This is a genomic window from Pseudochelatococcus sp. B33 (genome assembly GCF_053570585.1).
Genome location: NZ_JBSEFH010000002.1, coordinates 208,904 through 234,734 on the forward strand (window position 1 = coordinate 208,904; position 25,831 = coordinate 234,734).

Sequence of the window (25,831 nt, forward strand, 5' to 3'; positions counted from 1 at the left end):
TCCCTTACTCGGCAGCCTGCAGCACGCGCGCCCGTTCCATCTCACGCAGCGCGCGCCGATACTCGACCGGCATCACCTTGACGAATTTCGTGCGGTAGTCCTGCCAGTTGTCGAGAATGAGGCGCCCGCGCGCCGAGCCGGTATAGCGGACGTGGTTGGCGATGAGTTGCATCAGGCGCTCCTCGTCCTTGCCGGACATGTTGGCGAGGATGTCGATGCGGCCCTTGGTTTCGAGGTCGCCGCCGTGGTGGTGCAGGCGTTCCATGAGGTCTTCCTCCTCCTCCACGGGTTCGAGATCGACCATGGACAGGTTGCAGCGCCGGGCGAAGGTGCCGTCCTCGTCGAGCACGTAGGCGATGCCGCCCGACATGCCGGCGGCGAAGTTGCGGCCGGTCTGCCCCAGCACGACGACGACGCCACCGGTCATGTATTCGCAGCCGTGATCGCCGGTGCCCTCGACGACGGCGAGCGCGCCCGAGTTGCGCACCGCGAAGCGCTCGCCCGCGACGCCGCGCAGGTAGCACTCGCCGGAGATCGCGCCGTAGAGCACGGTGTTGCCGGCGATGATGGCGCACTCGGGGATGGCCTGCATGCCGGGCGCGGGGCGGACGATGATCTTGCCGCCCGACAATCCCTTGCCGACGTAGTCGTTCGCCTCGCCTTCGAGATCGAGCGTGACGCCGGCGGCGAGGAACGCGCCGAAGCTCTGCCCCGCCGTGCCGGTAAGCCTCACCGTGATGGTGTCGTCGGGGAGTCCCTCCATGCCGTAGCGCTTCGCGACCTCGCCGGACAGCATCGCGCCGGTGGTGCGGTCGACGTTGCGGATGGCGCGCTCCAGCACGACGGGCGTGCGCCCCGCGATGGCCGTCTCGGCCTCCAGGATCAGGCCGCGGTCGAGCACGTCCTCGATCGGGTGGTGCTGGCGGGTGGCGTGGTGCAGCGGCTCGCCGCATTCCGGCACGTGCAGAAGCCGCGAGAAATCGAGGCCCCGCGTCTTCCAGTGGGCGACCGCCTCGCGCTGGTCGATGAGGTCGGCGCGGCCGATGAGCTCCTCGAGGCTGGTGAAGCCCATGCCGGCCATCAGCTCGCGCACTTCCTCGGCGACGAAGAAGAAGTAGTTGATGACGTGCTCGGGCAGGCCCTTGAAGCGCTTGCGCAGCACAGGGTCCTGCGTCGCGACGCCCACGGGGCAGGTGTTGAGGTGGCACTTGCGCATCATGATGCAGCCGGCCGCGATCAGCGGCGCGGTCGAGAAGCCGAACTCGTCCGCGCCGAGCAGCGCGCCGACGATCACGTCGCGGCCGGTGCGCAGGCCCCCGTCCACCTGCAGCACCACGCGGCTGCGCAGGCCGTTAAGCACCAGCGTCTGCTGGGTCTCGGCCAGGCCCGGCTCCCAGGGCGAGCCGGCGTGCTTCAGCGAGGTGAGGGGGCTTGCGCCCGTGCCGCCCTCGTAGCCCGAGATGGTGATGTGGTCGGCGCGCGCCTTGGCGACGCCGGCCGCGACCGTGCCCACGCCCGCCTCCGACACGAGCTTCACCGACACGTCGGCGGCCGGGTTGACGTTCTTGAGGTCGAAGATGAGCTGCGCCAGGTCCTCGATGGAGTAGATGTCGTGGTGCGGCGGCGGCGAGATGAGGCCGACGCCCGGCGTCGAATGGCGCACGCGGGCGATGACGGCGTTGACCTTGTGGCCGGGCAACTGGCCGCCCTCGCCGGGCTTGGCGCCCTGCGCCACCTTGATCTGCATCATGTCGGCGTTGACGAGATATTCCGCCGTCACGCCGAAGCGGCCCGAGGCCACCTGCTTGATGGCCGAGCGGCGCGAGCGTCCGTCGGGCATCGGCACGAAGCGTTCCGCCTCCTCGCCGCCCTCGCCGGTGTTCGACTTGCCGCCGATGCTGTTGAGCGCGATCGCCAGCGTCTCGTGCGCCTCGCGCGAGATGGAGCCGAACGACATCGCCCCCGTGGAGAAGCGCTTGACGATCTCCGACGCCGGCTCGACGAGTTCGAGCAGCACCGGCTTGCGGCCGAGCTCGGCCGCGCTCTTCAGGCGGAACAGGCCGCGGATGGTGGTGAGCCGGTTGTCCTGCTCGTTGATGCGCTGGGCGAAGGAGCGGTACTTGTCGTGCGCGTTGAGGCGCACGGCGTGCTGCAGCTCGGCGACCGCGTCCGGCGTCCAGACGTGATCCTCGCCCCGGATGCGGTAGCCGTAGTCGCCGCCGACCTCGAGCGCGTGGCGCAGCACGGGCACGTTGTCGAAGGCGGCGCGGTGGCGGCGCACGGTCTCCTCGGCGATCTCGGCAAGGCCGATGCCCTCGATGCCGGTCGCCGTGCCGAAGAAGTAGCGCTCGACGAAGGCGCTGTTGAGGCCGATGGCGTCGAAGATCTGCGCGCCGCAATAGGACTGGTAGGTCGAGATGCCCATCTTCGACATCACCTTGAGCAGCCCCTTGTCCACCGCCTTGATGTAGCGGTGCACGATCTCGTCCTCGGAGACTTCCCCGGGGAAGTCGAGCGCCTCGTGCATGGACAGCAGCGTGTCGAAGGCCAGATACGGGTTGATCGCCTCCGCGCCATAGCCCGCGAGGCAGGCGAAGTGATGCACCTCGCGCGGCTCGCCGGATTCCACCACGAGCCCCACCGAGGTGCGCAGGCCCTTGCGGATCAGGTGATGATGCACGGCGGCGGTGGCGAGCAGCGCCGGGATGGCAACACGGTCCGGCCCCACCTGCCGGTCGGACAGGATGATGATGTTGTAGCCGCCGTGCACTGCCGCTTCCGCGCGCTCGCACAGGCGCTCCAGCGCGCCCTCCATGCCGGCCGCGCCCTGCAGCGCCGGGTAGGTCATGTCGAGCGTCTTGGTGTCGAAGCGGTCCTCGTAATGGCCGATGCAGCGGATCTTCTCCAGGTCCTCGTTGGTGAGGATCGGCTGGCGCACCTCAAGCCGCTTCTTCCGCGAGGTTCCCTCAAGGTCGAGAATATTCGGGCGCGGGCCGATGAACGACACGAGGCTCATGACGAGTTCCTCGCGGATCGGGTCGATCGGCGGGTTCGTCACCTGGGCGAAGTTCTGCTTGAAATAGGAATAGAGCGGCTTCGAGTGGCGCGACAGCACCGAGATCGGCGCGTCGTTGCCCATGGAGCCGACGGCCTCCTGCCCGGTGACCGCCATGGGCGGCAGCACCAGCTTGATGTCTTCCTGGGTGTAGCCGAAGGCCTGCTGGCGGTCGAGCAGGCTCACGTCCGTGCGCGACTCGCGCGCCTGCACCGGCGGCAGCTCCTCAAGCACGAGCTGGGTGCGGTCGAGCCATTCGCGGTAGGGGTGGGCGCTGGCGTAGGTGCGCTTCACCTCGTCGTCCGGGATGATGCGGCCTTGTTCGAGGTCGATGAGCAGCATCTTGCCGGGCTGGAGCCGCCACTTCTCGACGATCTTCTCCTGCGGGATGTCGAGCACGCCCATCTCGGACGCGCCGACCACGAGGCCGTCGTCGGTCACGACATAGCGGGTGGGGCGCAGGCCGTTGCGGTCGAGCGTCGCGCCGATCTGGCGGCCATCGGTGAACACGAGGGCAGCGGGGCCGTCCCACGGCTCCATCAGGGCGGCGTGGTATTCGTAGAACGCGCGCCGTTCCTCGTCCATCAGCGGGTTGCCGGCCCAGGCCTCGGGCACCAGCATCATCATGGCGTGCGCCAGCGGATAGCCGCCGCGCACCAGGAATTCGAGCGCGTTGTCGAGGCAGGCGGTGTCGGACTGGCCCTCATAGGAAATGGGCCACAGCTTGGCGATGTCGTTGCCGAAGAGCTCGGAATCGACGGAGGCCTGGCGCGCTGCCATCCAGTTGACGTTGCCGCGCAGCGTATTGATCTCGCCGTTGTGGGCCATCATCCGGTAGGGATGCGCCAGCGACCACGTCGGGAACGTGTTGGTCGCGAACCGCTGGTGCACCAGCGCAATGGCGCTCTTGAAGCGCGGGTCCTTGAGGTCGAGGTAGTAGTCGCCGAGGCCGGTGGCGAGCAGCATGCCCTTGTAGACGAGCGTGTGCGAGGACAGGCTCACCGGGTAGTAGCCGTCGGTGGCCGGATCCTTCATGTCGTAGACGGCGTTCGACACCGCCTTGCGGGCGATGAACAGCCGGCGCTCGAAGTCGTCCCTGTCGGTGATGTCCGGGCCGTGCCCCACGATGATCTGCCGGTGCTGCGGCTCGGTCGGGCGCACGGATTCGCCGAGCCCCGAAGGGTCGACCGGCACCGCGCGCCAGCCGAGCAGCGTCAGGCCCTCGTGGGCGAACACCTTCTCGACGATGTCGGTGACGAGACGAAAACCCTCGCCGCCGCGCGGCATGAAGAAGTGGCCGACGGCATACTCGCCGGGCTCCGGCAGGGTGAAGCCGAGCCTTTCGGCCTCATCGCGAAAGAACGCGTGCGGGATCTGCACCAGCATGCCGCAGCCGTCGCCGGCGAGCGGGTCGGCGCCGACCGCGCCGCGGTGGTCGAGGTTCCTCAGGATGGTGAGGCCGTACTGGACGATCTCGTGCGAGGGCACGTTGTGCATGTTCGCCGCGAAGCCGACGCCGCAGGCGTCGTGCTCGCGCGCCGGATCGTAGAGCCCCTGCGCCGCCGGCAGGCCATGGGCCGCCCGCTTCCGCGCCTTGTCAACGGAGGCCGCCTTGTCGATGGACGTCGTGGCGGCAATGTCGCGCGCGCGGGAGGCGGGCTGCGGCTGCTGCGATCCATGATGGGGCATCTCGTCGAAATGGCTCATTTTCTTATCCTGTTTTGCGGCCGTGAAGGCCTCCCTGGTTCGTGTTCGTCGGCAATCGAGTCACACCGCCGATCGCCGGGACGAAAGTCCGTCGCCTCATACTGACACTCCCGCCGGCACTCCCGGTCTTCGACCGGAAGCGTGCGGGCTCCGCTCAAGCGCCGCGCGGGCTTCAGCCGGTCCCGATGAGTCAGGTTCATCGGGGCCGTGTCTGGGTCCGCGCCTTGCGGGGTCGACCGCGCAGGCGGCGGGAGGGCCCGACGCCTGAACCGGTCAGCTTGTCCGTTGGCAGGATTTTCGTTCTGGAATTTTTCGGCGCGGGAGCGCCTGCAACCACGCCCGCACCGTTTGCGTCACGCACGCATCGGGCGGGTGCGGGACTGGCCGCGCTTATCCGCCCGTTCGCGTATCCGGTTTACGGATAGCGGGCTCGGTCTTGAAAGGTGCTACCGCGAACGGAGCTGCAATGATGCGTGCCATGATAGCCAACGCGCCTCAAAACATCCGGTTCCGGCATCCGCAACGATCATCGCGGAGCCGTCCAGATCACGGATGGGCCCCGGCCGACCGGCCGGACCCCAGAATGGGACAGCTAAACTGTCCTAATCCTCGGCGGACAATGCCAGAATTCTTGAACCGTTACAAGCGCATATCGGCGTATTTTTTTGCCCGCCGAACTGGCAGGACGACGCCGGTTGAAACTTATGAACCATAATGGGCTGCAGCAGCTAATAAAATTGCTCTATGATTAAAAATTAGGCATTTCTGTTGCACAAAAAAAGGGCGCTTGGCAGCGCCCTTTTCGTGGTCACGGCTGTCCGCCCGGCCTCATGCGGCCTTGCGGGGCTCGTCCGAGCCGGTCTCAATGCCTGCCCGGGCGCTGCTTTCGAGCACCTGCGGCTGCGCCGTGCCGTTGTTGATGGGGATGAGGCGGGGCTTGCTGGCTTCCGGGATCTCGCGCACGAGATCGATGTGCAGCAGGCCGTTCTCCAGCACCGCGCCCGTCACCTGCACGTGGTCGGCGAGCTGGAAGCGGCGCTCGAAGGCGCGCGAGGCGATGCCCTGATAGAGCACCTCCGTCTTCTTGTCCGTCTCGGCCTGGGGCTGCTTGTCGCCGCGCACGGTCAGCGCGTTGTCCTTCATCTCGATGGAAAGGTTGGCGTCGGTGAAGCCCGCGACCGCGATCGAGATGCGGTAGCTGGTCTCGCCGGTGCGCTCGATGTTGTAGGGCGGGTAGCTCGGTGCGGAATCCACGCCCGCCACCTGATCGAGCAGCGAGAACAGACGGTCGAAGCCGACGGTGGAGCGATAAAGCGGGGTACGATCGAAATGACGCATAACACATCCTCCTGATTGAGCGATATGATGAAGCTCCCGACATCCCGCCCGCCAATCTGGCCGGGGTGATGGATCGTCGGGCGTCCCGTGCAGCCGGACTGGCCTGCACGGTGTTGAGTTAGGCGGGGGCCGGCGGTTTTCAAGAGGGGCGCCCCGCTAAGAGCAACAGCCGATCCAATCAGATCGGCTGTTGCTCTGCGATTCTTTGATTGGAGCGCTTTCCGATCGATCAGATAATTCTATCTGATCGGAAAGCGCTCTAGAATGCAGGAACAGGAAAGCGGCAGGAACACGAAATCGGAATGCCATACGTTTTGCCGGACCTCGTCGCGATACCCGACAATCCCATCCCCGCCGGCGCTGCCGTCCACGACGTGACGACGCGCGACGGGGTGCACCTGCGCGCCGCCGCGTGGCCGCCGGCCGGGGGCGCGCCGCGCGGGATCGTCACCATCCTGCAGGGGCGCGGCGAGTTCATCGAGAAGTATTTCGAGACCGTCGCCGAGCTGCGCTGGCGCGGGTTCCACGTGGTCGCCTTCGACTGGCGCGGCCAGGGCGGCTCCCAGCGCCCGTTCCGCCGGCGGGACAGGACCAGGGTGCAGAAGGGCCACGTGAGGGACTTCGCCGACTACCAGCGCGATCTCGACGCCGTGCTGGAGCAGGTCGTCGCCCCGCTCGGCGGGCCGCGCTTCGCGCTGTGCCATTCCATGGGCGGCGCGCTCGCGCTGGCTCGCGCCGCGAAACCCGGTCATGCCAAGGATTTCGCCCGCATCGTCGCCACCTCGCCGCTGATCGCGCTCTCGCCGCACATCGTGCCGTCCTTCGCCGGTCCCGTCGCGCACCTTGCCGCTGCCATGGGGCTCGCGCGCGTCATGGTTCCCGGTGGTCGGCGGGCGGCGACGGCGCTGCGGCCGTTCGAGGGCAACCGGCTGACCAGCGACCGGGCGCGCTTCATGCGGGTGCGGGCCATTGTCGAGCGCGCGCCGTGGCTTGCCGTGGGCGATCCGACCTTCGGCTGGCTGGCGGCTGCCTTCCGCGCCATGGCGCAGCTCGCCTCGCCCGGCTTCGCGCTGCGCGTCGCCACGCCCGCGCTGGTGATCGCGGCCGGCAGCGACACCATCGTCTCGACCGCGGCGACCGAGCGATTCGGCTCGCGCCTCAAGGCTGGCAACGCGTTGGTGCTGCCCTATACCCGGCACGAGATCCTGGTCGAGAACGACGATATCCGCGCCGCCTTCTGGGCCGCCTTCGACGCCTTCATCCCCGGCCAGGGCCTGATCGGCGGGCAAGGGTTGGCGGGCGGGCAAGGGTCGGCCGGCGGAGAGCGGCCGGCTCAGGCGTTCAGCAGCGCCAGCGCGGCCTCGTGAACGCGCGCGTCGCCGGCGGCAAGCGCCGTGCCGCCCTGGGTCACCGGCTCGCCCCGCCACGTGGTGACGAGACCGCCGGCCGCCTCGATGATCGGCACCAGCGGCAAAATGTCGCAGGCCTTGAGGCCAGCCTCGATGACGAGATCGAGGTGCCCCGCCGCCAGCATGGCGTAGGCGTAGCAGTCATAGCCGTAGCGGGCGAGACGGCATCGGTGTTCGACCCGGTCGTAGGCGTCGAGCGCGGCGCCTGAGAACATGCGCGGCGAGGTGGTGGAGAGGGTGGCCTCGCCGAGATCGGCGCGGGGGCGGATGCGCAGCTCCTGCCGGACGTCGCCGCGCCGGTAGAGGCCGATGCGGGCCGAGTCCGAAAAGGTCGCTCCCGAGAAGGTCTCGCCCGTGAACGGCTGGTGCAGCAGGCCGAAGACAGGCCGGCCACGATGTTTCAGCCCGATCAGCGTGCCCCAGAGCGGCAGGCCGGAAATGAAGGCGCGGGTGCCGTCGATGGGATCGAGCACCCAGACGTAATCGGCGTCCGGGCGCTCGTCGCCGTGTTCCTCGCCTTCGATGCCGTGGTCGGGCCAGGTGTCGCGGATGAGCGCGCGCATGGCCGCTTCCGCGTCGCGGTCGGCCACCGTCACCGGGTCGAACGCGCCGCCGCCGGACTTGTCGTCGGCGTCGAGCTGGGTGCGGAACAGCGGCAGTGTGATCCGGGCGGAAGCCGCGGCCAGTCGGTCGGCAAAGGCGGCGATATCGGCGGAAAAGGCAGCGGAAGGCACCGGAAACTCCCATTGCGGCCGGCATCGGCTTGCCGGCCGGACAATCCAAGCTGAAACCAGCATACCCGGTCTTCAACCGGTCCCGCGGGGCCTTGCACAGGCGCCGCACGGGTTCTCAACCGTTTTTTTATGAGCCGCGCTCATCGGAAAGCGGCATGAGATCAAATAGTTGCCGGCGAGCAAATAGCAACAGGCCCGCGTGCGATAAAATTATCGCTCGCGGACCTTGTTTTGTGCAGCGCAATGGCATATTGTTGCAGTGCGATATGGCGATGGCGTCGCTGTATCGCTGCCCTCCTTGGGCGTTTCCTCCCTAGACTTGGGCCGCGCATGCAGATGTGCGGCCCCTTTTTATGGGCGGGCTTCATGCTTGTCATTGCGCGAGCGCAATGACAAGCGAAATCGTCAAGCCAAAGCTTTGATGATGCTTTCGACCATCTTCTTGGCGTCGCCGAACAGCATCATCGTATTGTCGCGGAAGAACAGTTCGTTCTCGACGCCCGCATAGCCCGAGCCCATGCCGCGCTTGCAGAACAGCACGGTCTTGGCCTTCTCGACGTCGAGAATGGGCATGCCGAAGATCGGCGAGGACGGATCGGTCTTCGCCGCCGGGTTGGTCACGTCGTTGGCGCCGATGACGAAAGCGACGTCGGCTTGCGCGAACTCGGAATTGATGTCCTCCAGTTCGAACACCTCGTCGTAGGGCACGCTCGCTTCCGCCAGCAGCACGTTCATGTGGCCGGGCATGCGGCCGGCGACCGGGTGGATGGCGTATTTCACCTCGACGCCTTCCGCCTTCAGCGCGTCCGCCATCTCGCGCAGTGCGTGCTGGGCCTGGGCGACCGCCATGCCGTAGCCGGGGACGATGATGACCTTGCCGGCGTTCTTCAGCAGGAAGGCGGCGTCGTCCGCCGAGCCCTGCTTCACCGGGCGGGTTTCCACCGTGCCGCCGGCGGTGGCCGCCGCCGCGTCCTCGCCGCCGAAGCCGCCGAGGATCACCGAGATGAACGAGCGGTTCATGCCCTTGCACATGATGTAGGACAGGATCGCGCCCGACGAGCCGACCAGCGCGCCGGTGATGATGAGCGCGAGATTGCCGAGCGTGAAGCCGATGCCGGCCGCCGCCCACCCCGAATAGGAGTTCAGCATCGACACGACGACGGGCATGTCCGCGCCGCCGATGGGCACGATCAGCAGGAAGCCGAGCACGAAGCTCACCAGCGCGATCAGCCAGAAGACGACATGGCTCTCGGCCGCCACGAAGATGACGAACAGCACCAGCAGCAGCACGGCGAGTGCGATGTTGATGAGGTGGCGGCTCGGCAGCAGGATCGGCTTGCCGGACATGCGCCCGTCGAGCTTGAGGAAGGCGATGATCGAGCCCGAGAAGGTGACGGCGCCGATGGCGAGCCCGAGCCCCATCTCGACGAGGCTCGCGCCGTGGATCGCGCCCACGTCGCCGATGCCGAAGGCGCGCGGCGCATAGAGCGCGCCCGCCGCCACCAGCACGGCCGCAAGGCCCACCAGCGAGTGGAACGCCGCGACGAGCTGCGGCATCGCCGTCATCGGCACGCGCCGCGCGATCACCGCGCCCACGCCGCCGCCGATGGCGATGCCGGCGATGATCAGCAGCCACGCGAGACCGCCGGCCGGCGGATGGCCGACCAGCGTCGTGGCGATGGCGAGCGCCATGCCGATCATGCCGTAGAGGTTGCCCTGGCGGGAGGTCGAGGGCGAGGAAAGGCCGCGCAAGGCCAGAATGAACAGAACGCCCGAGACGAGATAGAGCAGGGCGGAGATGTTTTCGGACATGGCGCTCAGCCCTTCTTCTTGTACATGGCCAGCATGCGCTGGGTGACGAGGAAGCCGCCGAATATGTTGACGGAGGCGAGGATCAGCGCGATGAAGCCGAAGATCCGCGCCCATACCGAGCTGCCCTCCAGCGCCGGCGCCACCTCGACACCCACCGCAAGCAGCGCGCCGACGACGATCACCGAGGAGATGGCGTTGGTCACCGACATCAGCGGCGTATGCAGCGCCGGCGTCACCGACCAGACGACGTAGTAGCCGACGAACACGGCCAGCACGAAGATCGCCAGACGGAACACCGTCGGATCGATCGCGCCGCCGGTTGCCGCATGGGCGGCGAGGCCGATGGCCGCCGCCGCCTGATCGGCGTAGGCCTGGGCCGCGTCGGCGGCGGCGCGCGCCGCGTCGGCCGCCGCGCGCGCCCGCTCCAGCGCCTCATCGGAGGCGGCGATGGCCGAGAAGGTGTTTGTGAGGTCGGTTATGGAACCCGCCATGACGCGTTTCCTTTCGAGATCAACGAATATGGGGCTTGTATGAATGGGGCTCGCAGAAGGGGTTCGGCTCGGTTCGGCCTCAGGATTTGGGCAGGAAGGCCGGGTGGACGACGGCGCCGTCGCGCGTCAGCACTGTCGCCTTGATGATCTCGTCGTCCCAGTTGACGACGATCCCCTTCGTCTCCCGGTCGATGACCTGCTCGGTGAAGGCGAGCAGGTTTTTGGCGTAGAGCGTCGAGGCGGTCGCGGCGAGGCGTCCGGGCACGTTGAGGTGGCCGACGATCTTGACGCCCTCGACCGTCACGACCTCGCCCGCGCGCGCCCCCTCGACGTTGCCGCCGCGCTCCACCGCGAGGTCGACGATGACGGAGCCGGGCTTGAGCGAGCGCACCATCGCTTCCGACACCAGGCGCGGCGCCGGCCGGCCGGGAATGAGCGCCGTGGTGATGACGATGTCCTGCCTGGCGATGTGCGCGGCGACGAGTTCCGCCTGCTTGCGCTTGTATTCGTCCGACATCTCGCGGGCGTAGCCGCCGGCGGTCTCGGCCTGCTTGAACTCCTCGTCCTCCACGGCGATAAACTTGGCGCCGAGCGATTCGACCTGTTCCTTGGCGGCGGGGCGCACGTCGGTGGCGGTGACGATGGCGCCCAGACGCCGCGCGGTGGCGATCGCCTGCAGGCCGGCGACGCCCGCGCCCATGACAAACACGCGCGCTGCCGGCACCGTGCCCGCCGCTGTCATCATCATCGGCAGCGCCCGGCCGTATTCGGCGGCTGCGTCGATCACCGCCCGGTAGCCGGCGAGGTTCGCCTGCGAGGACAGCACGTCCATGACCTGGGCGCGGGTGATGCGCGGCGTCAGCTCCGTGGCGAAGGCGATGACGCCGGCCTCGGCCAGCGCCCGCACCGCATCGTCGTGGCCGTAGGGGTCGAGGGCGCCGATCACGATCGCGCCGCGTTTCAGCAGGCCGATCTCGGCCGTGTCGGGACGGCGGACCTTCAGCACGATATCCGCGTCGGCGAGCGTCGCGGCGGCGTCGGCGACCACGGTCGCGCCCGCCGCCGTGTAGTCCGCGTCGAGGATGCCGGAGGTCAGGCCCGCCCCTGCCTGCACGCGCACCCCGGCGCCAAGCGCAACGAGTTTCTTGACCGTTTCCGGCGTCGCGGCGACGCGGCTCTCCTCGGCCACGGTTTCTTTCGGGATGGCGACCAGCATGGCATTCACTCCAAAGCAGTACAGGGCGGCGTGTATTTCCGCCTGGTTCTGATGTTTGCCTGTTACGGCGTGTTAACAGCCTCTAGATAATGTGCGCGGATTACATGTTTAAAAACAAAGCTGGATGACGGCGGGTGCAATACATTCCGGGGCGGCGGGCAATTCTGCCGGGCGGGCGTCCGCGGACGAGCCTTCCGGCCTGAAACTGTTTGCGTTCAACCTGAGGATCAAACTCAACGCAAGTTGCGGAAAAATATGGAAATGAGGGCGGGTTGCGCAACAAACCCCGTTTCGGCAATCGTGCGATCCGCTCTATCCCCGGCTTCTCGGGTGCTCCTATCCGCCCCAGAGGAGTGCCCTTGCCTCTAGGGGCGCCCCGGCCGGGGCGCGCGGCCGGGCATGATTCGCCTGCATGTCAGGGGGCGCATGTCGGGTGTGTCGGAAAGCCCTGCCCCGGGGGGAGCGCCTTGGCGCTCAAAGCAGGAAGATCGCCATCAGGATCAGCACGACCGCGGTCGCCACTGTGCCGTATTTGAACAGACGAATGAAGCCCTCGTAGGTGCGATCGTGCTCGCGGTAGTCCATCTCGACATGATCTTCGGCCACTGCAAACTCCTCCCTTGCAGAATCCGTCCAAGGTCGTAACCCAAGGCGCGCGGCGTTGCAATGGCCCAGATCCCCCGCTGCCCAATTTGTCGCCATCCGTAACCCCACGGCCGCGGACGAAAAAACGCGGAATCGGGCTTGCATTTGCTGAAGTTTCGTGCGCAACTATGTCCATCCAAGAATGGTTGCCTCTAAGGGCCCCGGCTCCTGGATGAACCATGAACCACAAAAACCGCGCATCCGCTTGCAGCGGTCCAGGTCTAGGGAAGCAACGCCCACTATAAGGGTAGGCAACGAACGGCGTGTCCAGAGCGCCCTTCTGAAAAGCATCCGTCAAGGTGCAAAACCCGTCCTGCGAGGCAGGACGGGTTTTTTCATGGGCGCCGGGTCTGGCGTCGAAGGGGCCTGCTCGGACAGGGGGCCTGTTATGGCGTGTTGCGGGCCGCCACGGCGGCGGGGGGCGCGGTCGGGCCGGCGGGTGCGTCCGTGCTGCGCCCGGCGACGTCGCCGGGCCGGGTGGTGTCGGCCGGCCAGGAGAAATCGTCCGCGCGGCCGGCCACCGGCTCGGGCGCGCGGCCCTCTCCGTAGACCTGGTGAATGAGCGCGGCGGCGTCTCCCTTCGCGAGCGGACGGCTTTGCAGCAGCGTGCCGTCGGGCGTCGGCTGGATCGCCAGGAGCGGCAGGATGGGACCGGCGACGGGCTTGACCGGAATCACCACCGGCACCGGCATGTCCGGCAGCGACAGCAGCGTGCCGGCACGGTCCGCGCGGTTCTCGTCGGAGTCGGAGGACGTCTCGGCCGTCGTTGCGATCACCGCCGACACGCCCCGCGCCTGCAGCAGGCGACGGATCTCGACTTCGGTGAAATGCGCCACCTTGCGCGCGCCGCTCCGCGTCAGGCCGACGCCGTCGGCGGCGCGCAGGCGCGCATCCTGCCCCTTCACGTCCGGGCCGCTGGCGATGAAGCCCTTGTCCTCGTTCGAGAACGCCGCCCAGATGTCGACGAACACGCCCCCCGCCTTCACCACCTCGTCCCGATAGAGCGCGTTGAGCGCGGCCGCGATGTCGTTGTGCGCCTCCGCCTTCATCGGCGGCGGGCCGACCCAGACCAGCGGCACGCCGCGATCGGCGAAGGCGCGGACCGCCGCGTCGATGCGCTCGGCCATCAGTTCCTGCCATCGCGGCGCGCCGAAGGGCACCAGTTCCCCCGCGCCGTCGACGACGGACGGCTTGCTGTCAGCGCCGAAGAACACCACGCCGAGCGTGATGGCCTGGGGATTGGGCATGCCGTCGCGGGTGTAGTCCCGGGTCAGGAACTCCCAGTCCTGTTCCGTGGCGCGCGCCAGGCCGGTGCCGGCCGAGGCGCGGTTGACGACCGCGATCTCGCTCGTCGCCGCGAAAGCCTCGCGCAGGCCCTCCACCAGCGATTCCGCCAGGGAATCGCCGATCACGGCGATGAACGTGTTCGCCTCGCGCCGCTGCTGGGCATCGCGGACGATGACGGTGGCGGGCTGCGGCTTGCGCGGCACCTGCCGCGCCTTCGTGGCGGGGCGGGACCGCTGCCGCGGCGCGGCGCGCGTGGGCGCGGGCTGTGCCTGCGGCTGCTCCTTCTTGAAGATGCCGTCGAGGAAACGGGTCAGCGGATCGGCGCTCGCATGCGTCGGCGCACTGATCGCGAGCGCCGCGATCAGCAGGGGCGCAAGCCCCAATCCCGAAGACCCGTTCCGACGCATCGCCATGAAGTCCGCAGCCAAGCCGTTCGCACCAAAGGACGTTTCGCATCGCAATCCATCGCTCCCGCGTCGCCGGTCGGCCACGCTGGCGGAAGAATGCACATGGCAGTGTACGACAGAAGCCGGCGTGAGTCTCGCGCCCCGCGTGCATTCCCGGCCCGGGCGTCCGTCAGGGTAAACCGTCCGTGAAGGGCGGGACGGCGGGCCATGGATCAGAGATCGCGCCGCAATTGCGCGAGCAGGGTCGGGCTCGGGTGGCCGTCCGGGATGAGGCCCCGCTGCTCCTGATAGGCGACGATGGCCGCGCGCGTCTGCGTGCCGATGCGCCCGTCCGGCTCGCCGGCGGAAAAGCCGAGCCGCGCCAGATAGCGTTGCAGGTCCTCGCGCTCGTTGCGGCTGAGCGGCTTCTCGTCGAGCGGCCACGGCGCCTGCACGCCGGTGCCGCCGTGGATCATGTCGCCGAGCAGCGCCACGCCGAGCGCATAGGAGTCGGAATTGTTGTAGCGCTTGATGACGTCGAAGTTCTTGGTCACCAGGAACGCCGGGCCGCGCGCGCCCGCCGGCAGGAAGAGGCGCGCCTCGCCGGCGCGGGGCATCGCCTTGCCGTCCATGCGCCGCACGCCCGCGGACGCGAAGGCGCCGAAGTCGCCGTTGCGCTGCCGGTAGTTGTAGTTCTGCGGCAGCTTCACCTCGAAGCCCCACGGCAGCCCGGCCACCCAGCCGTGTTCCTTGAGATAGTTGCCCGTCGAAGCGAGCGCGTCCGGCACCGAGCTCCAGATGTCCTTCCTGCCATCGCCGGTGAAATCGACGGCATAGCGCACGAAGCTCGTGGGCATGAACTGGGTCTGGCCCATGGCGCCGGCCCACGAGCCGATCATGCGGTCGCGGGTGACATGGCCCTCGTCCAGAATCTTGAGCGCCGTCAGCAGCTCGTTGCGGAAGAAGGGGCCGCGATACTGCGCGTGCGCCAGCGTCGCCAGCGCCTCGACGACGTAGTGGCTGCCCATGGTGGAGCCGAAGTTCGTCTCCATGCCCCACACGCCCGCGATCACCTTGCGGTCGACGCCAAAGCGCTGCTCGACGGTGGCGAATGTGTCCCGCCACTTCCCCACCTGCTCGTGCCCGCGCGACAGGCGCTGGGCGGAAGTCGCGGAATCGAGGTATTCCCACACCGGCTTGACGAATTCCGATTGCCGCTTCGTCAGGGCGATGATCTTCGGGTCGGGCGCGATCCCGGCGAAGGCCATGTCGAAGGTGCGCCGCGAAACGCCGCGCGCGGCCGCCTCCGGCCACAGCTCGCGGGTGAAATCCGAAAAGCTCTGCATGGTGGAACCCTGCGTGCCGGGGGTCGCGGCCGGCCCATAGGCGAGCGCCGGGGCCGGAGCAGCAGGAGAGGCGGCCGGAATCGACCCGGTCGTGACGGTGTCGACCGTCGCCACGGACAGGAAGCCGAAGGACGAGCAGGAGGTCAGCAGCACACCGGCGAGCAGCGCCGCGCAGGGGCGAAACAGTGCGGAGGGACGAAATACATGCGCCGTCCGTTTGCGGGGTTGCCTGTCACGCCTCATGAGCCGCTCCAAAGAAATGCACTACGCCGCTGCGCCGCTCCAATGCGCCGGACCGAAGGCCGCCGCTCGGCGGGACACGCCGCATCCTTCTGCGTGGTTTCGACGCCGCGTCCGCGCCGGATCGCGTCTTCCGGCCACCGTGACTGCTCTCTAGCAGGCCATTGCTTGCCGGAGTCATCGTTGTGCGAATATGGTTTAGAAATCGTTGCGGCGACGGGATGGCTTTTTCCAGTGAAGGACAATTCACTCCATGCTTTGCCCATTTCGTGACACAATGATACAGGACGCAATGCAACGGAACGGCGCTGAAGCCGTTATCCACGGGTGATCGGCGTCAAAGGGGGCGCCGGTTGCCGGTCCCCAATGGCCCCCTGATTGAAACGGCGCAATGAACAAACCCATCCGCAAGGCCGTATTTCCCGTCGCGGGTCTCGGCACGCGCTTCCTGCCCGCCACCAAGGCGATGCCGAAGGAAATGCTCACCGTCGTCGACCGACCGGTCATCCAGCATGTGGTGGATGAAGCCCGCGCCGCGGGCATCGAGCATTTCGTGTTCGTCACCGGACGCAACAAGGGCGTGATCGAGGACCATTTCGACAACCAGTTCGAGCTTGAGCGCACGTTGCAGGAGCGCGGCAAGGCGCGCGAGCTCGCGGCGCTGCTGCGCGACCTGCCCGGGCCGGGCCAGACCAGCTTCACCCGCCAGCAGGGGCCGCTGGGGCTCGGCCACGCGGTGTGGTGCGCGCGCGAGATCGTCGGCAACGAGCCCTTCGCGCTGCTGCTGCCGGACATGCTGCATCACGCCGATACGCCCTGCCTCCGGGAGATGATCGACGCCTATGACGTCCACGGCGGCAACGTCATCGGCGTCTACGAGGTGCCGCCGGACCAGACGCACCAGTACGGCATCGTCGATGTCGAGGCGGCGGACGCCAAGGTCTCGCCGATTCGGGCGATGATCGAGAAGCCGAAGAAGGGCACCGCGCCCTCCAACCTCGCCATTTCCGGCCGCTATATCCTGCAGCCGGAGATCTTCGGCCTGCTGGAGAAGCAGGAGCGCGGCACGGGCGACGAGATCCAGCTCACCGACGCCATGATCACGCTGTCGAAGATGCAGGCTTTCCATGCCGTGCGGTTCGACGGCGAGATCTACGATTGCGGCTCCAAGATCGGCTTTCTCGCCGCCAACGTCGCCTATGCGCTGGCGCGCGACGACCTCGCCGCCGATTTTCGCGCCGCGCTTGATGCGCTGCTGAGGCGCTGAACATCATGGGTACGCTGCCATCCCTCCAAACCGTCATCGGCATCCGCGAACCGGGCGGGCCGGAGGTCCTCGTGCCCGAGGAGAGGCCCGTGCCGCGTCCGGGCCCCGGCGAGGCGCTGGTGCGTGTGCACGCGGCGGGCATCAACCGGCCGGACGTGGTGCAGCGGCAGGGCCGCTATCCGCCGCCGCCGGGCGCCTCCGACATTCCCGGCCTCGAGGTCGCGGGCGACGTCGTGGCCGTGGGCGAGGGGGTGAGCGTCCCCGTGCCGGGCGACCGGGTGACGGCGCTGGTGACGGGCGGCGGCTATGCGCAGTATTGCCTCGTCGACGCCGCGCTCGCCCTGCCGATCCCGGACGGTCTCGATTTCGTCGCGGCCGCCGCGATCCCGGAGACGTACTTCACCGTGTGGTCGAACGTGTTCGACCGGGGCCAGCTCAGGAGCGGCGAGACGCTGCTGGTGCACGGCGGCACGTCCGGCATCGGCACCACGGCGATCCAGCTCGGCAAGGCCTTCGGCGCCACCGTGCTGACGACGGCGGGCTCGGCCGAGAAATGCGCCGCCTGCCTCAAGCTCGGCGCGGATGTCGCCATCGACTACGGCGCGCAGGATTTCGTCGCCGCCGTGAAGGAGGCGACGGCGGGCAAGGGCGCCGACGTCATCCTCGACATGGTCGGCGGCGACTACATCGCCCGCAACCATCAGGCGGCGGCGCAGGACGGGCGCATCGTCCAGATCGCCTTCATGAAGGGATCGAAGGTCGAGATCGACTTCATGCGCCTGATGCTCAAGCGCCTGACGCACACCGGCTCCACCCTGCGCTCGCGCCCGCTCGCCGACAAGGTCGAGATCGCACAGGCACTGCGCCGGCACGTGTGGCCGTTCCTCGAGGCGGGGCGCTGCCTGCCGGTCGTCCACACCACCTTCCCGCTCGCGGAGGCTGCGGCGGCCCATGCCCTGATGGAAACGGGCCGCCACATCGGCAAGATCGTGCTGACCGTCGCGTGAACCGCTACGCGGCCGTCGATGAAGACGCACCGGCGCGCTGTTCGGCGAAAGCCCAGTCGTACAGGGCGGCGGCGAGGGCATGGCTCGCCTGAGCGTGCTGGTCGTCGTTGTGCGTCTTGATCATGCGCCGTTCGGCGTCCTCCAAATCCCTCTCGGCGTCGGCTAATACGCTCTCGTCGACGCCGGCCTTGGCTTGCAGGACGTTGAACCCGGCGGTCTCATGGGCCTGCAGGGCGGCATCGCGGGCCGAAGTGTCCGGCGGCGCGGGCGGCCCTTCCGCGAGGATTCTCGCCTTTTCCTCCTCGGTGAGCATGGCATAGGCGTCCTGCACCGAATCGATGGTGACGAACCAGGCCTGGTCCTTGCGGATTGCGAGCTGTTCGCTCAATCCCTCGGAGGCGCCGTTGATGGCTTCTTCCTGAATCTCGGCGGGCACGTTGAGCGCGATGGTGCGCAGCTTGCCGTGGCGCAGGGCGAGACCGTTGCTGCCGGCGGCGTCGACCTTGCCTTGATCCTTCGCCCTGTCGGCGTCGGCATTCGGGTTGAGCGACACGAGATTCAGGAACCAGCTCATGAACCGTCCGGGGATGGAAGAGAAGAACGAGCCGATGGCCGAAAAGAAGCGGATGACGACGTTCCGCTTCGGCTTGGGCGCAAAACCGGCGGGGCGGCGGTTGTCGAACTGCAGCACCATCGTCCGCGCGCGGCGCTCCTCGTCGTCCCGGCTCCGGGGCTCGTCGATGGCGCGGTCCATGTCGTGCCCGCAGGCCGCCTCGCTCGGGATGTTCGACCGCAGGCCGCCGTCGATGAGGATCGGCTGGCCCTCGCCGAGCCGCACCCCCGTCGCCAGCAGCGGGTGGGATATCGATGCGCGCGTGGCGTAGGCGAGCGGCACGTCGGGCGTCGTTTCGGCGTTGAAGTAATGAATCTCGCCGGTCTCCGGCGCGTAGGCCGTGACCTCGACGGTGCGGAAACGGTCCGGCGCGAGATGATGCAGCAGCTCGGCGTCGCGAAACGTGATCATCCGGCCGGTGCGGTCGCCGTCGAAGGCCGGATCCTGCCTCAAGGTGTCCAGCCGCTGCTTGACCGTCCCGACGTCGAGACCGTGAGCGGCGGCATAGGTGCCAATCCGCGAAGCGAGCCCGATGTCCGCCGACTTGATGTCCGCCGATTTGTCGTCCATCAGCCGGTCGAGATGGGCTTTCGCGGCGGTGCTGGTGATCTCGTCGAGCTTCCGGACGAGCCCGTTGGCCTCGCCGAGCGGCTTGCCGCCCGTCAGCCGCCAGATCGCCCGCGCGCCGGCTGGCATCGTGTTGTGGAAGGACAGGCCGGGATAGGTCTTGCGCAGATCCTCCCGCGTGTCGAGCAGGGTGGGCAGCTCGCTCGCCAGCATGCTCTGCATGCCCTTGTCGTCGTCGGAGAACGCGAGCACCGTCGCGGCGAGCGAACCGGCGGAGCTGCCGACGAGATGGCGGACGCCGGCGAAAGCGCCGTCCTGCTTCATGACGCGCATCAGCCCGACATAGGCGACCCCCTTCGCCCCGCCGCCCGGCAGCACGAGGGTGTCGATTTCGGGCGCCTTGCGGATGAGATTGATGCCGCCTTCCCGGCGCGGCACCAGCATGGGCGGCGGCAGCCGGCGGCGCAGAGCGTCGATCGCGGCCCCCTGGCCGGTGGCCGGAGCGGGCGATGCCGGCGTGGTCGTTGTCGTGGTCGAAGCAAAAGGCGCGCCGATGGCGGATCCTGACGAAAAATCCGATAAAGCGTATGACAATTTATCCCCACCTGAAAAATTATACTATACATCTGTTTGTTTTTTATAATGGCAGGATAGAAAGCAGTATCTTTCAGAGTATTGAAGGGTACAATTCTTCAGCTTTTTCCCCGAATTATTTTTTGATTTGGAAAGCATACACATATCGCCCGGCCGTTCAAGGCCTGTCGGCGCGGTGTGCACAATGCGCGGGCAGCGACGGGCTGCACGCAAATGAAAAACGCCGCCCGGCAAAGGGCGGCGTGGCTTGAGCGGCGCGTGTGCTCGGGCGAACGGGGCGGCGGCCGCTACAGCTTGCGGCCGATGGCCAGGAACTTGTCGGCGCGGGCGCGCCGGACCTCTTCCGGCGACAGCCCGGCGAGTTCCTGCAGCGAGGCGGCGATGGCATCGCCGACGGTGCGGACCGTCGCCTCGGGATCGCGGTGCGCGCCGCCCGCGGGTTCCGGCACGATCGCGTCGATGATCTGCAGGCGCAGCAGGTCCTGGGCGGTGATCTTCATCGCGGTCGCCGCGTCCTGGGCGCGGGCGGGATCGCGCCACAGGATGGAGGCCGCGCCCTCGGGGGAGATCACCGAATAGATGGCGTGCTCCAGCATCAGCACCCGGTTGGCGGTGGCGAGCGCGATGGCGCCGCCCGATCCGCCCTCGCCGATGACGATGGAGACGTTGGGCATGGGCAGCAGCAGGCAGGCGTCGGTGGAGCGGGCGATGGCCTCGGCCTGTCCGCGCTCCTCCGCGCCGATGCCCGGATAGGCGCCGGCCGTATCGACGAAGGTAATGACCGGCAGGCCGAAGCGCCCGGCAAGCTCCATCAGCCGCACCGCCTTGCGGTAGCCTTCGGGCCGCGCCATGCCGAAATTGTGCCGGATGCGGGTTTCGGTGGACGAGCCCTTCTCCTGGCCGATGACGCAGACGCTCTCGCCCTGGAAGCGGCCGAGGCCGCCGACGATGGCCTCGTCCTCGCCGAACTTGCGGTCGCCGGCGAGCGGCGTGAAATCGGTGATCAGCCCGTTGAGATAATCCACGAAGTGCGGGCGCTGCGGATGGCGCGCCACCAGCGTCTTCTGCCACGGCGTCAGCGAGGCGTAGAGATCGACCAGCGCCTTGCGCGCCTTGGTCTCGATATGCGCTATCTCGTCATGGATGGCGACAGCGTCTCCCGAATCGCCGAGGGCGCGCAGTTCTTCGATCTTGGCTTCGAGTTCTGCAACGGGTTTTTCAAAGTCGAGATAGCTTCGCATCGATTTCGCCAGTTGGGTGCCACGGGTCCGCGCGGACCTTGGCGTCGGCGCGGTGTCAAGTCAAGCGTCTGTGGGAATAGGTTCGGCCGCCCGTCACCCGCGGCTGCGCGGCGCACGGCCGCACGCCGCCGCCTGTGCCGAAGGGGCTGGGGCCGGCGCCAGCACCGGCGACAGCCGCACGGCCTTGACGGCCTTGCGGGCGGAGATGGGCCGGTAGAGCTGCTTCACCGCCTCCATCACATGCACGCCGGCAAACGGCAGCGACAGCCCGGCGCCGATTCGCTCGAAGGCGACGGCCGAGCGCAGCGCCAGCCGGCGCGGCACGGGCGGGATGTAAAGCGCCTCGCCCCAGGTTTCGGCCGAGAACAGGCTTTCCTGCATCAGTCTGGTGAGCTGTGAACGGCTGAACGGCTGCCCCTGGCCGAAGGGCGTGGTGTCGATGCGCGCCCACAATCCGCGCCGGTTCGGCACGATGACGACGACCCGCCCGCCGGGGGTGAGCACGCGCCAGATCTCCTCCATCAGCGCCAGCGGCGACTCCGCCGTCTCCAGCGCATGGGCCAGGATGACGCGGTCCACGCTGCCGATCTGCAACGGCAGCGCATTGCGGTTCACCAGCGCGGTGGCGCACGGCCCCTGCCGCGGCCAGTGCACCACGCCCTGGGTGGCCGGCATGAAGGCGATCACCCTGTCCGCGTTGGCGCGCAGCGCCGAAAGGTACGGCGTGGCATAGCCGAAACCGAGCACGCTCTGGCCGCGCACGTCGGGCCAGATCCGTTCCACCGCCTTGGCCACGAGCCGCCGCGCGACGGTGCCGAGCGGGCTCGCGTAGAAATTTTTCAGTTCGACGACATCGAGGCTCATGACCGGGCCAACTCTAGATCATATCCAGACACATCTGTAGCCCTGTCGTGCATCCATATCACGACCATGCGCGCGGCAGGCGTTCGAAACTGGACAGACCCCGCGGCCCTGCCGCATAGTGGGCGCGAACGGCACAGGGAGGTCAGCATGGCGGCAGACACGGCGGCAAGCATGGCGGACAGTGAGCTTTCGGCCCGGATCGACGTCTTTCCGGCGCGCGCCGACAATATCGGCGTGCTCGTCCACGATCCCGTCACCGGCGCGACCGCCGCCATCGACGCTCCCGAAGCCGGGGCCGTCCTCGATGCGCTCGCCCGCACCGGCTGGCGGCTCACCGACATTCTCGTCACCCACAAGCACGCCGACCATATCGACGGCATTCCGGAGCTGAAGCAGCGCTTCCCCGCCGCGCGCGTCGTCGCGCCGCTCGCCGAGAGGGATGCCATTCCGGCGGTCGACACCGCGGTGTCGGACGGCGATACGGTGAGGATCGGCGATCTTGAGGCGACGGTGATCGCCACGCCCGGCCACACGGCGGGGCATGTCGTCTACTGGTTCGCGCGGGACAAGGCGCTGTTCGCCGGCGACACGCTGTTCTCGCTCGGCTGCGGGCGGCTCTCCGAGAGTTCGGCCGCCGCGATGTGGGGCGCGCTGGAGAAGCTGCGCCGCCTGCCGGACGACACCCGGCTCTATTGCGGGCACGAATACACGCTGTCGAACGCCCGCTTCGCCCTGTCCGTCGACGGCGCCAATGCGGCGTTGCGGGCGCGCGCTGCCGCTGCCGAGAAGGCGCGGGCCGAGGGGCGGCTGACCATCCCCTCGGAACTCGGCGAGGAGAAGGCCGCCAATCCATTCCTGCGCGCCGACGATCCCGCCGTCGCGGCGGCCGTGGGCCTGGCCGGCCGCGAACCGGCGGCGGTGTTCGCGGAACTGCGCGAACGCAAGAACCGCGCCTGACCAGGGCTTCGCGGCCCCGATCAGGCGCGGGGATCGGCATCAGCCGTTGGCGATGTACTGCGCGCCGTTGACGGTCAGCACCGAGCCGTTGAAGAAGCTCGCTCCCTCGGACGCCAGGAACACCACCGTGGCGGCGACTTCCTCGGCGCGGCCGAGGCGGCCGGTCGGGATGGTGGCGATGATCTTCTTCAGCACCTCTTCCGGCACCGCCTGAACCATCTCGGTGTCGATGTAGCCGGGGGCGATGGCGTTCACCGTGATGCCCTTGGCGGCATTCTCCTGCGCCAGCGCCTTGGTGAAGCCGATGATGCCGGCCTTGGCGGCGGAATAGTTCGTCTGCCCAGCCTGCCCCTTCTGGCCGTTGATGGACGAGATGTTGATGATGCGGCCCCAGCCGCGCGCCCTGAGCCCCTCGATCACCGGCCGTGTCACGTTGAACACCGAATCGAGGTTGGTACGGATCACCTGCGACCATTGCTCGTGGGTGAGGCGATGGAAGGTGGCGTCGCGGGTGATGCCCGCATTGTTGACCACGATGTCGATCGGGCCGTGCTCGGCTTCGATCTTGGCGATGCCCTCGGCCGACGCGACGGGGTCGCCGACGTCGAACTTGATGACCGGAATCCCGGTCTCGGCGTTGAACTTCGCAGCCGCCTCGTCGTTTCCAGCGTAGTTGGCGACGACCTTGTGTCCTTCCGCTGCCAGCGCCTTGGAGATGGCCGCGCCGATGCCGCGCGTGCCTCCGGTGACTAGTGCTACCCGTGCCATGGTGATTCCTGTCTTTTTTGTACGATTTCTGGATTGGTTACCCCGGTTACCAATGCTTACGGGCGGAATGGAACCGACGGCTCCATCCTCTGGGGACCCGCAGCACCGCGGCCCGATGATATCGGAACAATAAGCCGGATCATCTCATTATTTATTACTATTGATCAAATTCTCGGATTATTTTCTCTTGGTGTTTCCCCTTCGCTGCCGCGATATGCTTGGCAATCGTTGCAATTGTAATCAAACGACGAGCCGTTGACGGCGTCTGCGTCCGTTCCGCGAACCTTAGAGGATTTTACCGTTTCACGAAAACGGTAAAATCCTCTAAGTGCTTTAATTTGGAGCAAATTATGATCGATCGAACGACTCCGCTCGATCGGAAAGCACTCCGGCTCCGACAGTTGAAGAATGACAAGGGCTCTATCCGGCAGCGGGATCGTGGCTCCCGGAGCCGAGGCATCTTCGCGTTCGTTGAATGGCTCGATTGCCTCCAACTTATTGTTTTATATAAATCTGTCAGGAAAACGGCATCCGCCGCCCTCCCGCGGAACGCGCCGGAAAGTTTCGCCGGATGGTTGCCATCCGCCCGGCATGCCGCCGACGCAGTTCTTCATCGTCCTCGCCCCGAAGCGGCGCAGGATGAGTATTGGCGCACCGCAATACATCCGGCACCATTATGGCAAGCAATAGTTTGCTTTGCAACGAATTCATGTCTGCCGCCGCACGCAGGTATTGCTTCGGATGTACTGGAGCACGCCCCGCCGGCCGCGGCGGGCGCAAACCCGGGACGCGGGACGGCGCCGCCATCCCGATCGATCTCTCTGATCGGACATCGTTTTTCGGGAATCCGTATCCGCCTTCCGCACGCGCGCCCGTCGATCGACGGATTCGGCGGCGATGATTTCCGGCGGGCAGGGGCGCCGAAAGGCGCCGGGCCGGCGGGAGACCGCGGGCCCGGCTCTGCTTTGCTTGCGGAAAGCCTCAGCGCTCGACGGTGAGCGCCACGCCCATGCCGCCGCCGATGCACAGCGTGGCGATGCCCTTCTTGGCGTCGCGGCGCTGCATTTCATGCAGCAGCGTGGTGAGGATGCGCGCGCCCGAGGCGCCGATGGGGTGGCCGATGGCGATGGCGCCGCCGTTGACGTTCACCTTCGACGTATCCCAGCCCAGGTCCTTGTTGACCGAGATCGCCTGCGCGGCGAAGGCCTCGTTGGCCTCGATCAGGTCGAGGTCGTCGATGCTCCAGCCGGCCTTCTCCAGCGCCTTGCGCACGGCCGGGATGGGGCCGGTGCCCATGATGGTGGGGTCGACGCCCGCCGTCGCCCACGAGGCGAGGCGCGCCAGCACCTTGAGGCCGCGCTTCTCGGCTTCCTCGGCCGTGGTGATGACGAGGATCGCCGCGCCGTCGTTGAGGCCCGAGGCGTTGGCCGCCGTCACCGTGCCGTCCTTGGCGAAGGCCGGGCGCAGCTTGGCGACCGCTTCCAGCGTCGCGCCGTCGCGGATGTACTCGTCGGTGTCGACGAGGACATCGCCCTTGCGGGTCTTGACGGTGACCGGCACGATCTCGTCCTTGAACTTGCCGGCGTTGCGGGCGGCCTCGGCCTTGTTCTGCGAGGCGACGGCGAATTCGTCCTGCTCCTCGCGGGTGATCTGGTACTTCTGGGCGACGTTCTCGGCCGTCTGGCCCATGTGGTAGCCGTGGAAGGCTTCCCACAGGCCGTCCTTGATCATGGTGTCGATGAAGTTGAGGTCGCCCATCTTCTGGCCGGCGCGCAGATAGGCGGCATGGGGAGCGAGCGTCATCGATTCCTGGCCGCCGGCGACGATGAAGGTGGCGTCGCCGTTGGCAATCTGCTGGGCGCCGATCGCGACCGTGCGCAGGCCCGAACCGCAGACCTGGTTGAGCGTCCATGCGGTCTTCTCGACCGGGATGCCGGCGTTGACGGCGGCCTGGCGTGCCGGGTTCTGGCCCTGGGCGGCGGTCAGCACCTGGCCGAGAATCACTTCGTCGACGTCTCCGGCCTCGATACCCGCGCGGGAAAGAGCGGCCTGGATGACCTGCGCACCGAGATCATGCGCCGGAAGGGTCGCGAAGGAGCCGTTGAACGAGCCGACTGCGGAACGCGCCGCAGCGACGATGACGATATCCTTGAAGGCCATGGGATCTATCTCCAGTTGACGTTGTTGGCAACGTTCTGCGGGGCGTCTGCCCGTGCGGGCGGTGAAACTCCTCTCCCCGCGCTCACATTGGACGCGGAGGGCGATGCGTCAAGCGTTGATACCGTGG

At 67.6% G+C, this 25,831-nt stretch carries 20 protein-coding genes; 5 read left to right on the forward strand and 15 right to left on the reverse strand.

What is annotated here, in order from left to right; all coding sequences use genetic code 11:
* Window positions 1–4: 4 nt before the first annotated feature.
* Both gltB and ACUSIJ_RS02820 read right to left on the reverse strand, forming a co-directional pair.
* Window positions 5–4,744, reverse strand: a complete 4,740-nt coding sequence (gene gltB / locus ACUSIJ_RS02815; protein WP_449306988.1) for a glutamate synthase large subunit — start codon at window positions 4,742–4,744, stop codon at window positions 5–7.
* A gap of 846 nt (window positions 4,745–5,590) precedes the next feature.
* Complete coding sequence (locus ACUSIJ_RS02820) at window positions 5,591–6,100, reverse strand: Hsp20 family protein (RefSeq protein ID WP_449306840.1); 510 nt, start codon at window positions 6,098–6,100, stop codon at window positions 5,591–5,593.
* 302 nt (window positions 6,101–6,402) lie between these two features.
* Between ACUSIJ_RS02820 and ACUSIJ_RS02825 the strand changes: the two genes are divergently transcribed.
* Window positions 6,403–7,467, forward strand: coding sequence for an alpha/beta fold hydrolase (locus ACUSIJ_RS02825; RefSeq protein ID WP_449306841.1), 1,065 nt, complete (start codon window positions 6,403–6,405; stop codon window positions 7,465–7,467).
* Here the strand turns inward: ACUSIJ_RS02825 and hisN are convergent.
* From hisN to ACUSIJ_RS02860, 7 genes are all read right to left on the reverse strand, one after another.
* A complete protein-coding gene (gene hisN, locus ACUSIJ_RS02830) occupies window positions 7,434–8,243 on the reverse strand; it encodes a histidinol-phosphatase (protein WP_449306842.1) in 810 nt (269 codons plus the stop codon). The genes ACUSIJ_RS02825 and hisN overlap by 34 nt on opposite strands.
* A gap of 405 nt (window positions 8,244–8,648) precedes the next feature.
* Complete coding sequence (locus tag ACUSIJ_RS02835; RefSeq protein ID WP_449306843.1) at window positions 8,649–10,055, reverse strand: NAD(P)(+) transhydrogenase (Re/Si-specific) subunit beta; 1,407 nt, start codon at window positions 10,053–10,055, stop codon at window positions 8,649–8,651.
* A 5-nt stretch (window positions 10,056–10,060) separates the two neighbouring features.
* Window positions 10,061–10,546, reverse strand: coding sequence for a proton-translocating transhydrogenase family protein (locus ACUSIJ_RS02840; protein WP_449306844.1), 486 nt, complete (start codon window positions 10,544–10,546; stop codon window positions 10,061–10,063).
* A gap of 79 nt (window positions 10,547–10,625) precedes the next feature.
* Window positions 10,626–11,762 carry a Re/Si-specific NAD(P)(+) transhydrogenase subunit alpha gene (locus tag ACUSIJ_RS02845; protein WP_449306845.1) on the reverse strand — a complete coding sequence of 379 codons (1,137 nt, stop codon included), beginning with the start codon at window positions 11,760–11,762 and terminating at the stop codon, window positions 10,626–10,628.
* A 474-nt stretch (window positions 11,763–12,236) separates the two neighbouring features.
* Window positions 12,237–12,368: an aa3-type cytochrome c oxidase subunit IV gene (locus tag ACUSIJ_RS02850; protein ID WP_449306846.1), complete on the reverse strand. Its 132-nt coding sequence runs from the start codon at window positions 12,366–12,368 to the stop codon at window positions 12,237–12,239.
* A 425-nt stretch (window positions 12,369–12,793) separates the two neighbouring features.
* The gene (locus tag ACUSIJ_RS02855; RefSeq protein ID WP_449306847.1) at window positions 12,794–14,107 is read right to left on the reverse strand and encodes an SGNH/GDSL hydrolase family protein; all 1,314 of its coding nucleotides are present in this window, start codon (window positions 14,105–14,107) and stop codon (window positions 12,794–12,796) included.
* Between the two features lie 206 nt (window positions 14,108–14,313).
* A complete protein-coding gene (locus ACUSIJ_RS02860) occupies window positions 14,314–15,669 on the reverse strand; it encodes a lytic murein transglycosylase (RefSeq protein ID WP_449306848.1) in 1,356 nt (451 codons plus the stop codon).
* 388 nt (window positions 15,670–16,057) lie between these two features.
* On the opposite strand from ACUSIJ_RS02860, the gene galU reads away from it, so the two are divergent.
* Together galU and ACUSIJ_RS02870 are read left to right on the forward strand one after the other, a co-directional pair.
* Window positions 16,058–16,933 carry a UTP--glucose-1-phosphate uridylyltransferase GalU gene (gene galU, locus ACUSIJ_RS02865; RefSeq protein ID WP_449306849.1) on the forward strand — a complete coding sequence of 292 codons (876 nt, stop codon included), beginning with the start codon at window positions 16,058–16,060 and terminating at the stop codon, window positions 16,931–16,933.
* 2 nt (window positions 16,934–16,935) lie between these two features.
* Window positions 16,936–17,940 carry an NAD(P)H-quinone oxidoreductase gene (locus ACUSIJ_RS02870; protein ID WP_449306989.1) on the forward strand — a complete coding sequence of 335 codons (1,005 nt, stop codon included), beginning with the start codon at window positions 16,936–16,938 and terminating at the stop codon, window positions 17,938–17,940.
* A 4-nt stretch (window positions 17,941–17,944) separates the two neighbouring features.
* Here the strand turns inward: ACUSIJ_RS02870 and ACUSIJ_RS02875 are convergent, their stop codons facing one another.
* A complete protein-coding gene (locus tag ACUSIJ_RS02875) occupies window positions 17,945–19,714 on the reverse strand; it encodes a patatin-like phospholipase family protein (protein WP_449306850.1) in 1,770 nt (589 codons plus the stop codon).
* Between ACUSIJ_RS02875 and ACUSIJ_RS02880 the strand changes: the two genes are divergently transcribed.
* A complete protein-coding gene (locus ACUSIJ_RS02880; RefSeq protein ID WP_449306851.1) occupies window positions 19,708–19,965 on the forward strand; it encodes a hypothetical protein in 258 nt (85 codons plus the stop codon). The two genes, ACUSIJ_RS02875 and ACUSIJ_RS02880, sit on opposite strands and share 7 nt — an antisense overlap.
* A gap of 36 nt (window positions 19,966–20,001) precedes the next feature.
* Here ACUSIJ_RS02880 and ACUSIJ_RS02885 read toward each other — a convergent pair whose 3' ends face one another.
* The gene (locus tag ACUSIJ_RS02885) at window positions 20,002–20,955 is read right to left on the reverse strand and encodes an acetyl-CoA carboxylase carboxyltransferase subunit alpha (protein WP_449306852.1); all 954 of its coding nucleotides are present in this window, start codon (window positions 20,953–20,955) and stop codon (window positions 20,002–20,004) included.
* A 93-nt stretch (window positions 20,956–21,048) separates the two neighbouring features.
* Window positions 21,049–21,819 (reverse strand): class I SAM-dependent methyltransferase, encoded by a 771-nt coding sequence (locus ACUSIJ_RS02890; RefSeq protein ID WP_449306853.1) that lies wholly within the window; start codon window positions 21,817–21,819, stop codon window positions 21,049–21,051.
* 171 nt (window positions 21,820–21,990) lie between these two features.
* On the opposite strand from ACUSIJ_RS02890, the gene gloB reads away from it, so the two are divergent.
* Window positions 21,991–22,776: a hydroxyacylglutathione hydrolase gene (gene gloB, locus ACUSIJ_RS02895; RefSeq protein WP_449306990.1), complete on the forward strand. Its 786-nt coding sequence runs from the start codon at window positions 21,991–21,993 to the stop codon at window positions 22,774–22,776.
* A gap of 39 nt (window positions 22,777–22,815) precedes the next feature.
* Here gloB and phbB read toward each other — a convergent pair whose 3' ends face one another.
* From phbB to ACUSIJ_RS02910, 3 genes are all read right to left on the reverse strand, one after another.
* Window positions 22,816–23,550, reverse strand: coding sequence for an acetoacetyl-CoA reductase (gene phbB / locus ACUSIJ_RS02900; protein WP_449306991.1), 735 nt, complete (start codon window positions 23,548–23,550; stop codon window positions 22,816–22,818).
* A 158-nt stretch (window positions 23,551–23,708) separates the two neighbouring features.
* Window positions 23,709–24,038 (reverse strand): hypothetical protein, encoded by a 330-nt coding sequence (locus tag ACUSIJ_RS02905; protein WP_449306854.1) that lies wholly within the window; start codon window positions 24,036–24,038, stop codon window positions 23,709–23,711.
* Window positions 24,039–24,525: 487 nt separating this feature from the next.
* Window positions 24,526–25,704, reverse strand: coding sequence for an acetyl-CoA C-acetyltransferase (locus ACUSIJ_RS02910; protein ID WP_449306855.1), 1,179 nt, complete (start codon window positions 25,702–25,704; stop codon window positions 24,526–24,528).
* Window positions 25,705–25,831 lie beyond the last annotated feature (127 nt).

What these genes read in the sequence shown, in the direction of transcription:
- gloB (WP_449306990.1), top strand. Translation starts at nt 21,991, where the DNA reads ATGGCGGACAGTGAGCTTTCGGCCCGGATCGACGTCTTTCCGGCGCGC.
- ACUSIJ_RS02885 (WP_449306852.1), bottom strand. Translation starts at nt 20,955, where the DNA reads ATGCGAAGCTATCTCGACTTTGAAAAACCCGTTGCAGAACTCGAAGCC.
- ACUSIJ_RS02855 (WP_449306847.1), bottom strand. Translation starts at nt 14,107, where the DNA reads ATGGCGATGCGTCGGAACGGGTCTTCGGGATTGGGGCTTGCGCCCCTG.
- ACUSIJ_RS02910 (WP_449306855.1), bottom strand. Translation starts at nt 25,704, where the DNA reads ATGGCCTTCAAGGATATCGTCATCGTCGCTGCGGCGCGTTCCGCAGTC.
- galU (WP_449306849.1), top strand. Translation starts at nt 16,058, where the DNA reads ATGAACAAACCCATCCGCAAGGCCGTATTTCCCGTCGCGGGTCTCGGC.
- ACUSIJ_RS02820 (WP_449306840.1), bottom strand. Translation starts at nt 6,100, where the DNA reads ATGCGTCATTTCGATCGTACCCCGCTTTATCGCTCCACCGTCGGCTTC.
- ACUSIJ_RS02840 (WP_449306844.1), bottom strand. Translation starts at nt 10,546, where the DNA reads ATGGCGGGTTCCATAACCGACCTCACAAACACCTTCTCGGCCATCGCC.
- gltB (WP_449306988.1), bottom strand. Translation starts at nt 4,744, where the DNA reads ATGCCCCATCATGGATCGCAGCAGCCGCAGCCCGCCTCCCGCGCGCGC.
- ACUSIJ_RS02835 (WP_449306843.1), bottom strand. Translation starts at nt 10,055, where the DNA reads ATGTCCGAAAACATCTCCGCCCTGCTCTATCTCGTCTCGGGCGTTCTG.
- ACUSIJ_RS02880 (WP_449306851.1), top strand. Translation starts at nt 19,708, where the DNA reads ATGACAATTTATCCCCACCTGAAAAATTATACTATACATCTGTTTGTT.
- ACUSIJ_RS02860 (WP_449306848.1), bottom strand. Translation starts at nt 15,669, where the DNA reads ATGAGGCGTGACAGGCAACCCCGCAAACGGACGGCGCATGTATTTCGT.
- ACUSIJ_RS02825 (WP_449306841.1), top strand. Translation starts at nt 6,403, where the DNA reads ATGCCATACGTTTTGCCGGACCTCGTCGCGATACCCGACAATCCCATC.
- ACUSIJ_RS02890 (WP_449306853.1), bottom strand. Translation starts at nt 21,819, where the DNA reads ATGAGCCTCGATGTCGTCGAACTGAAAAATTTCTACGCGAGCCCGCTC.
- ACUSIJ_RS02845 (WP_449306845.1), bottom strand. Translation starts at nt 11,762, where the DNA reads ATGCTGGTCGCCATCCCGAAAGAAACCGTGGCCGAGGAGAGCCGCGTC.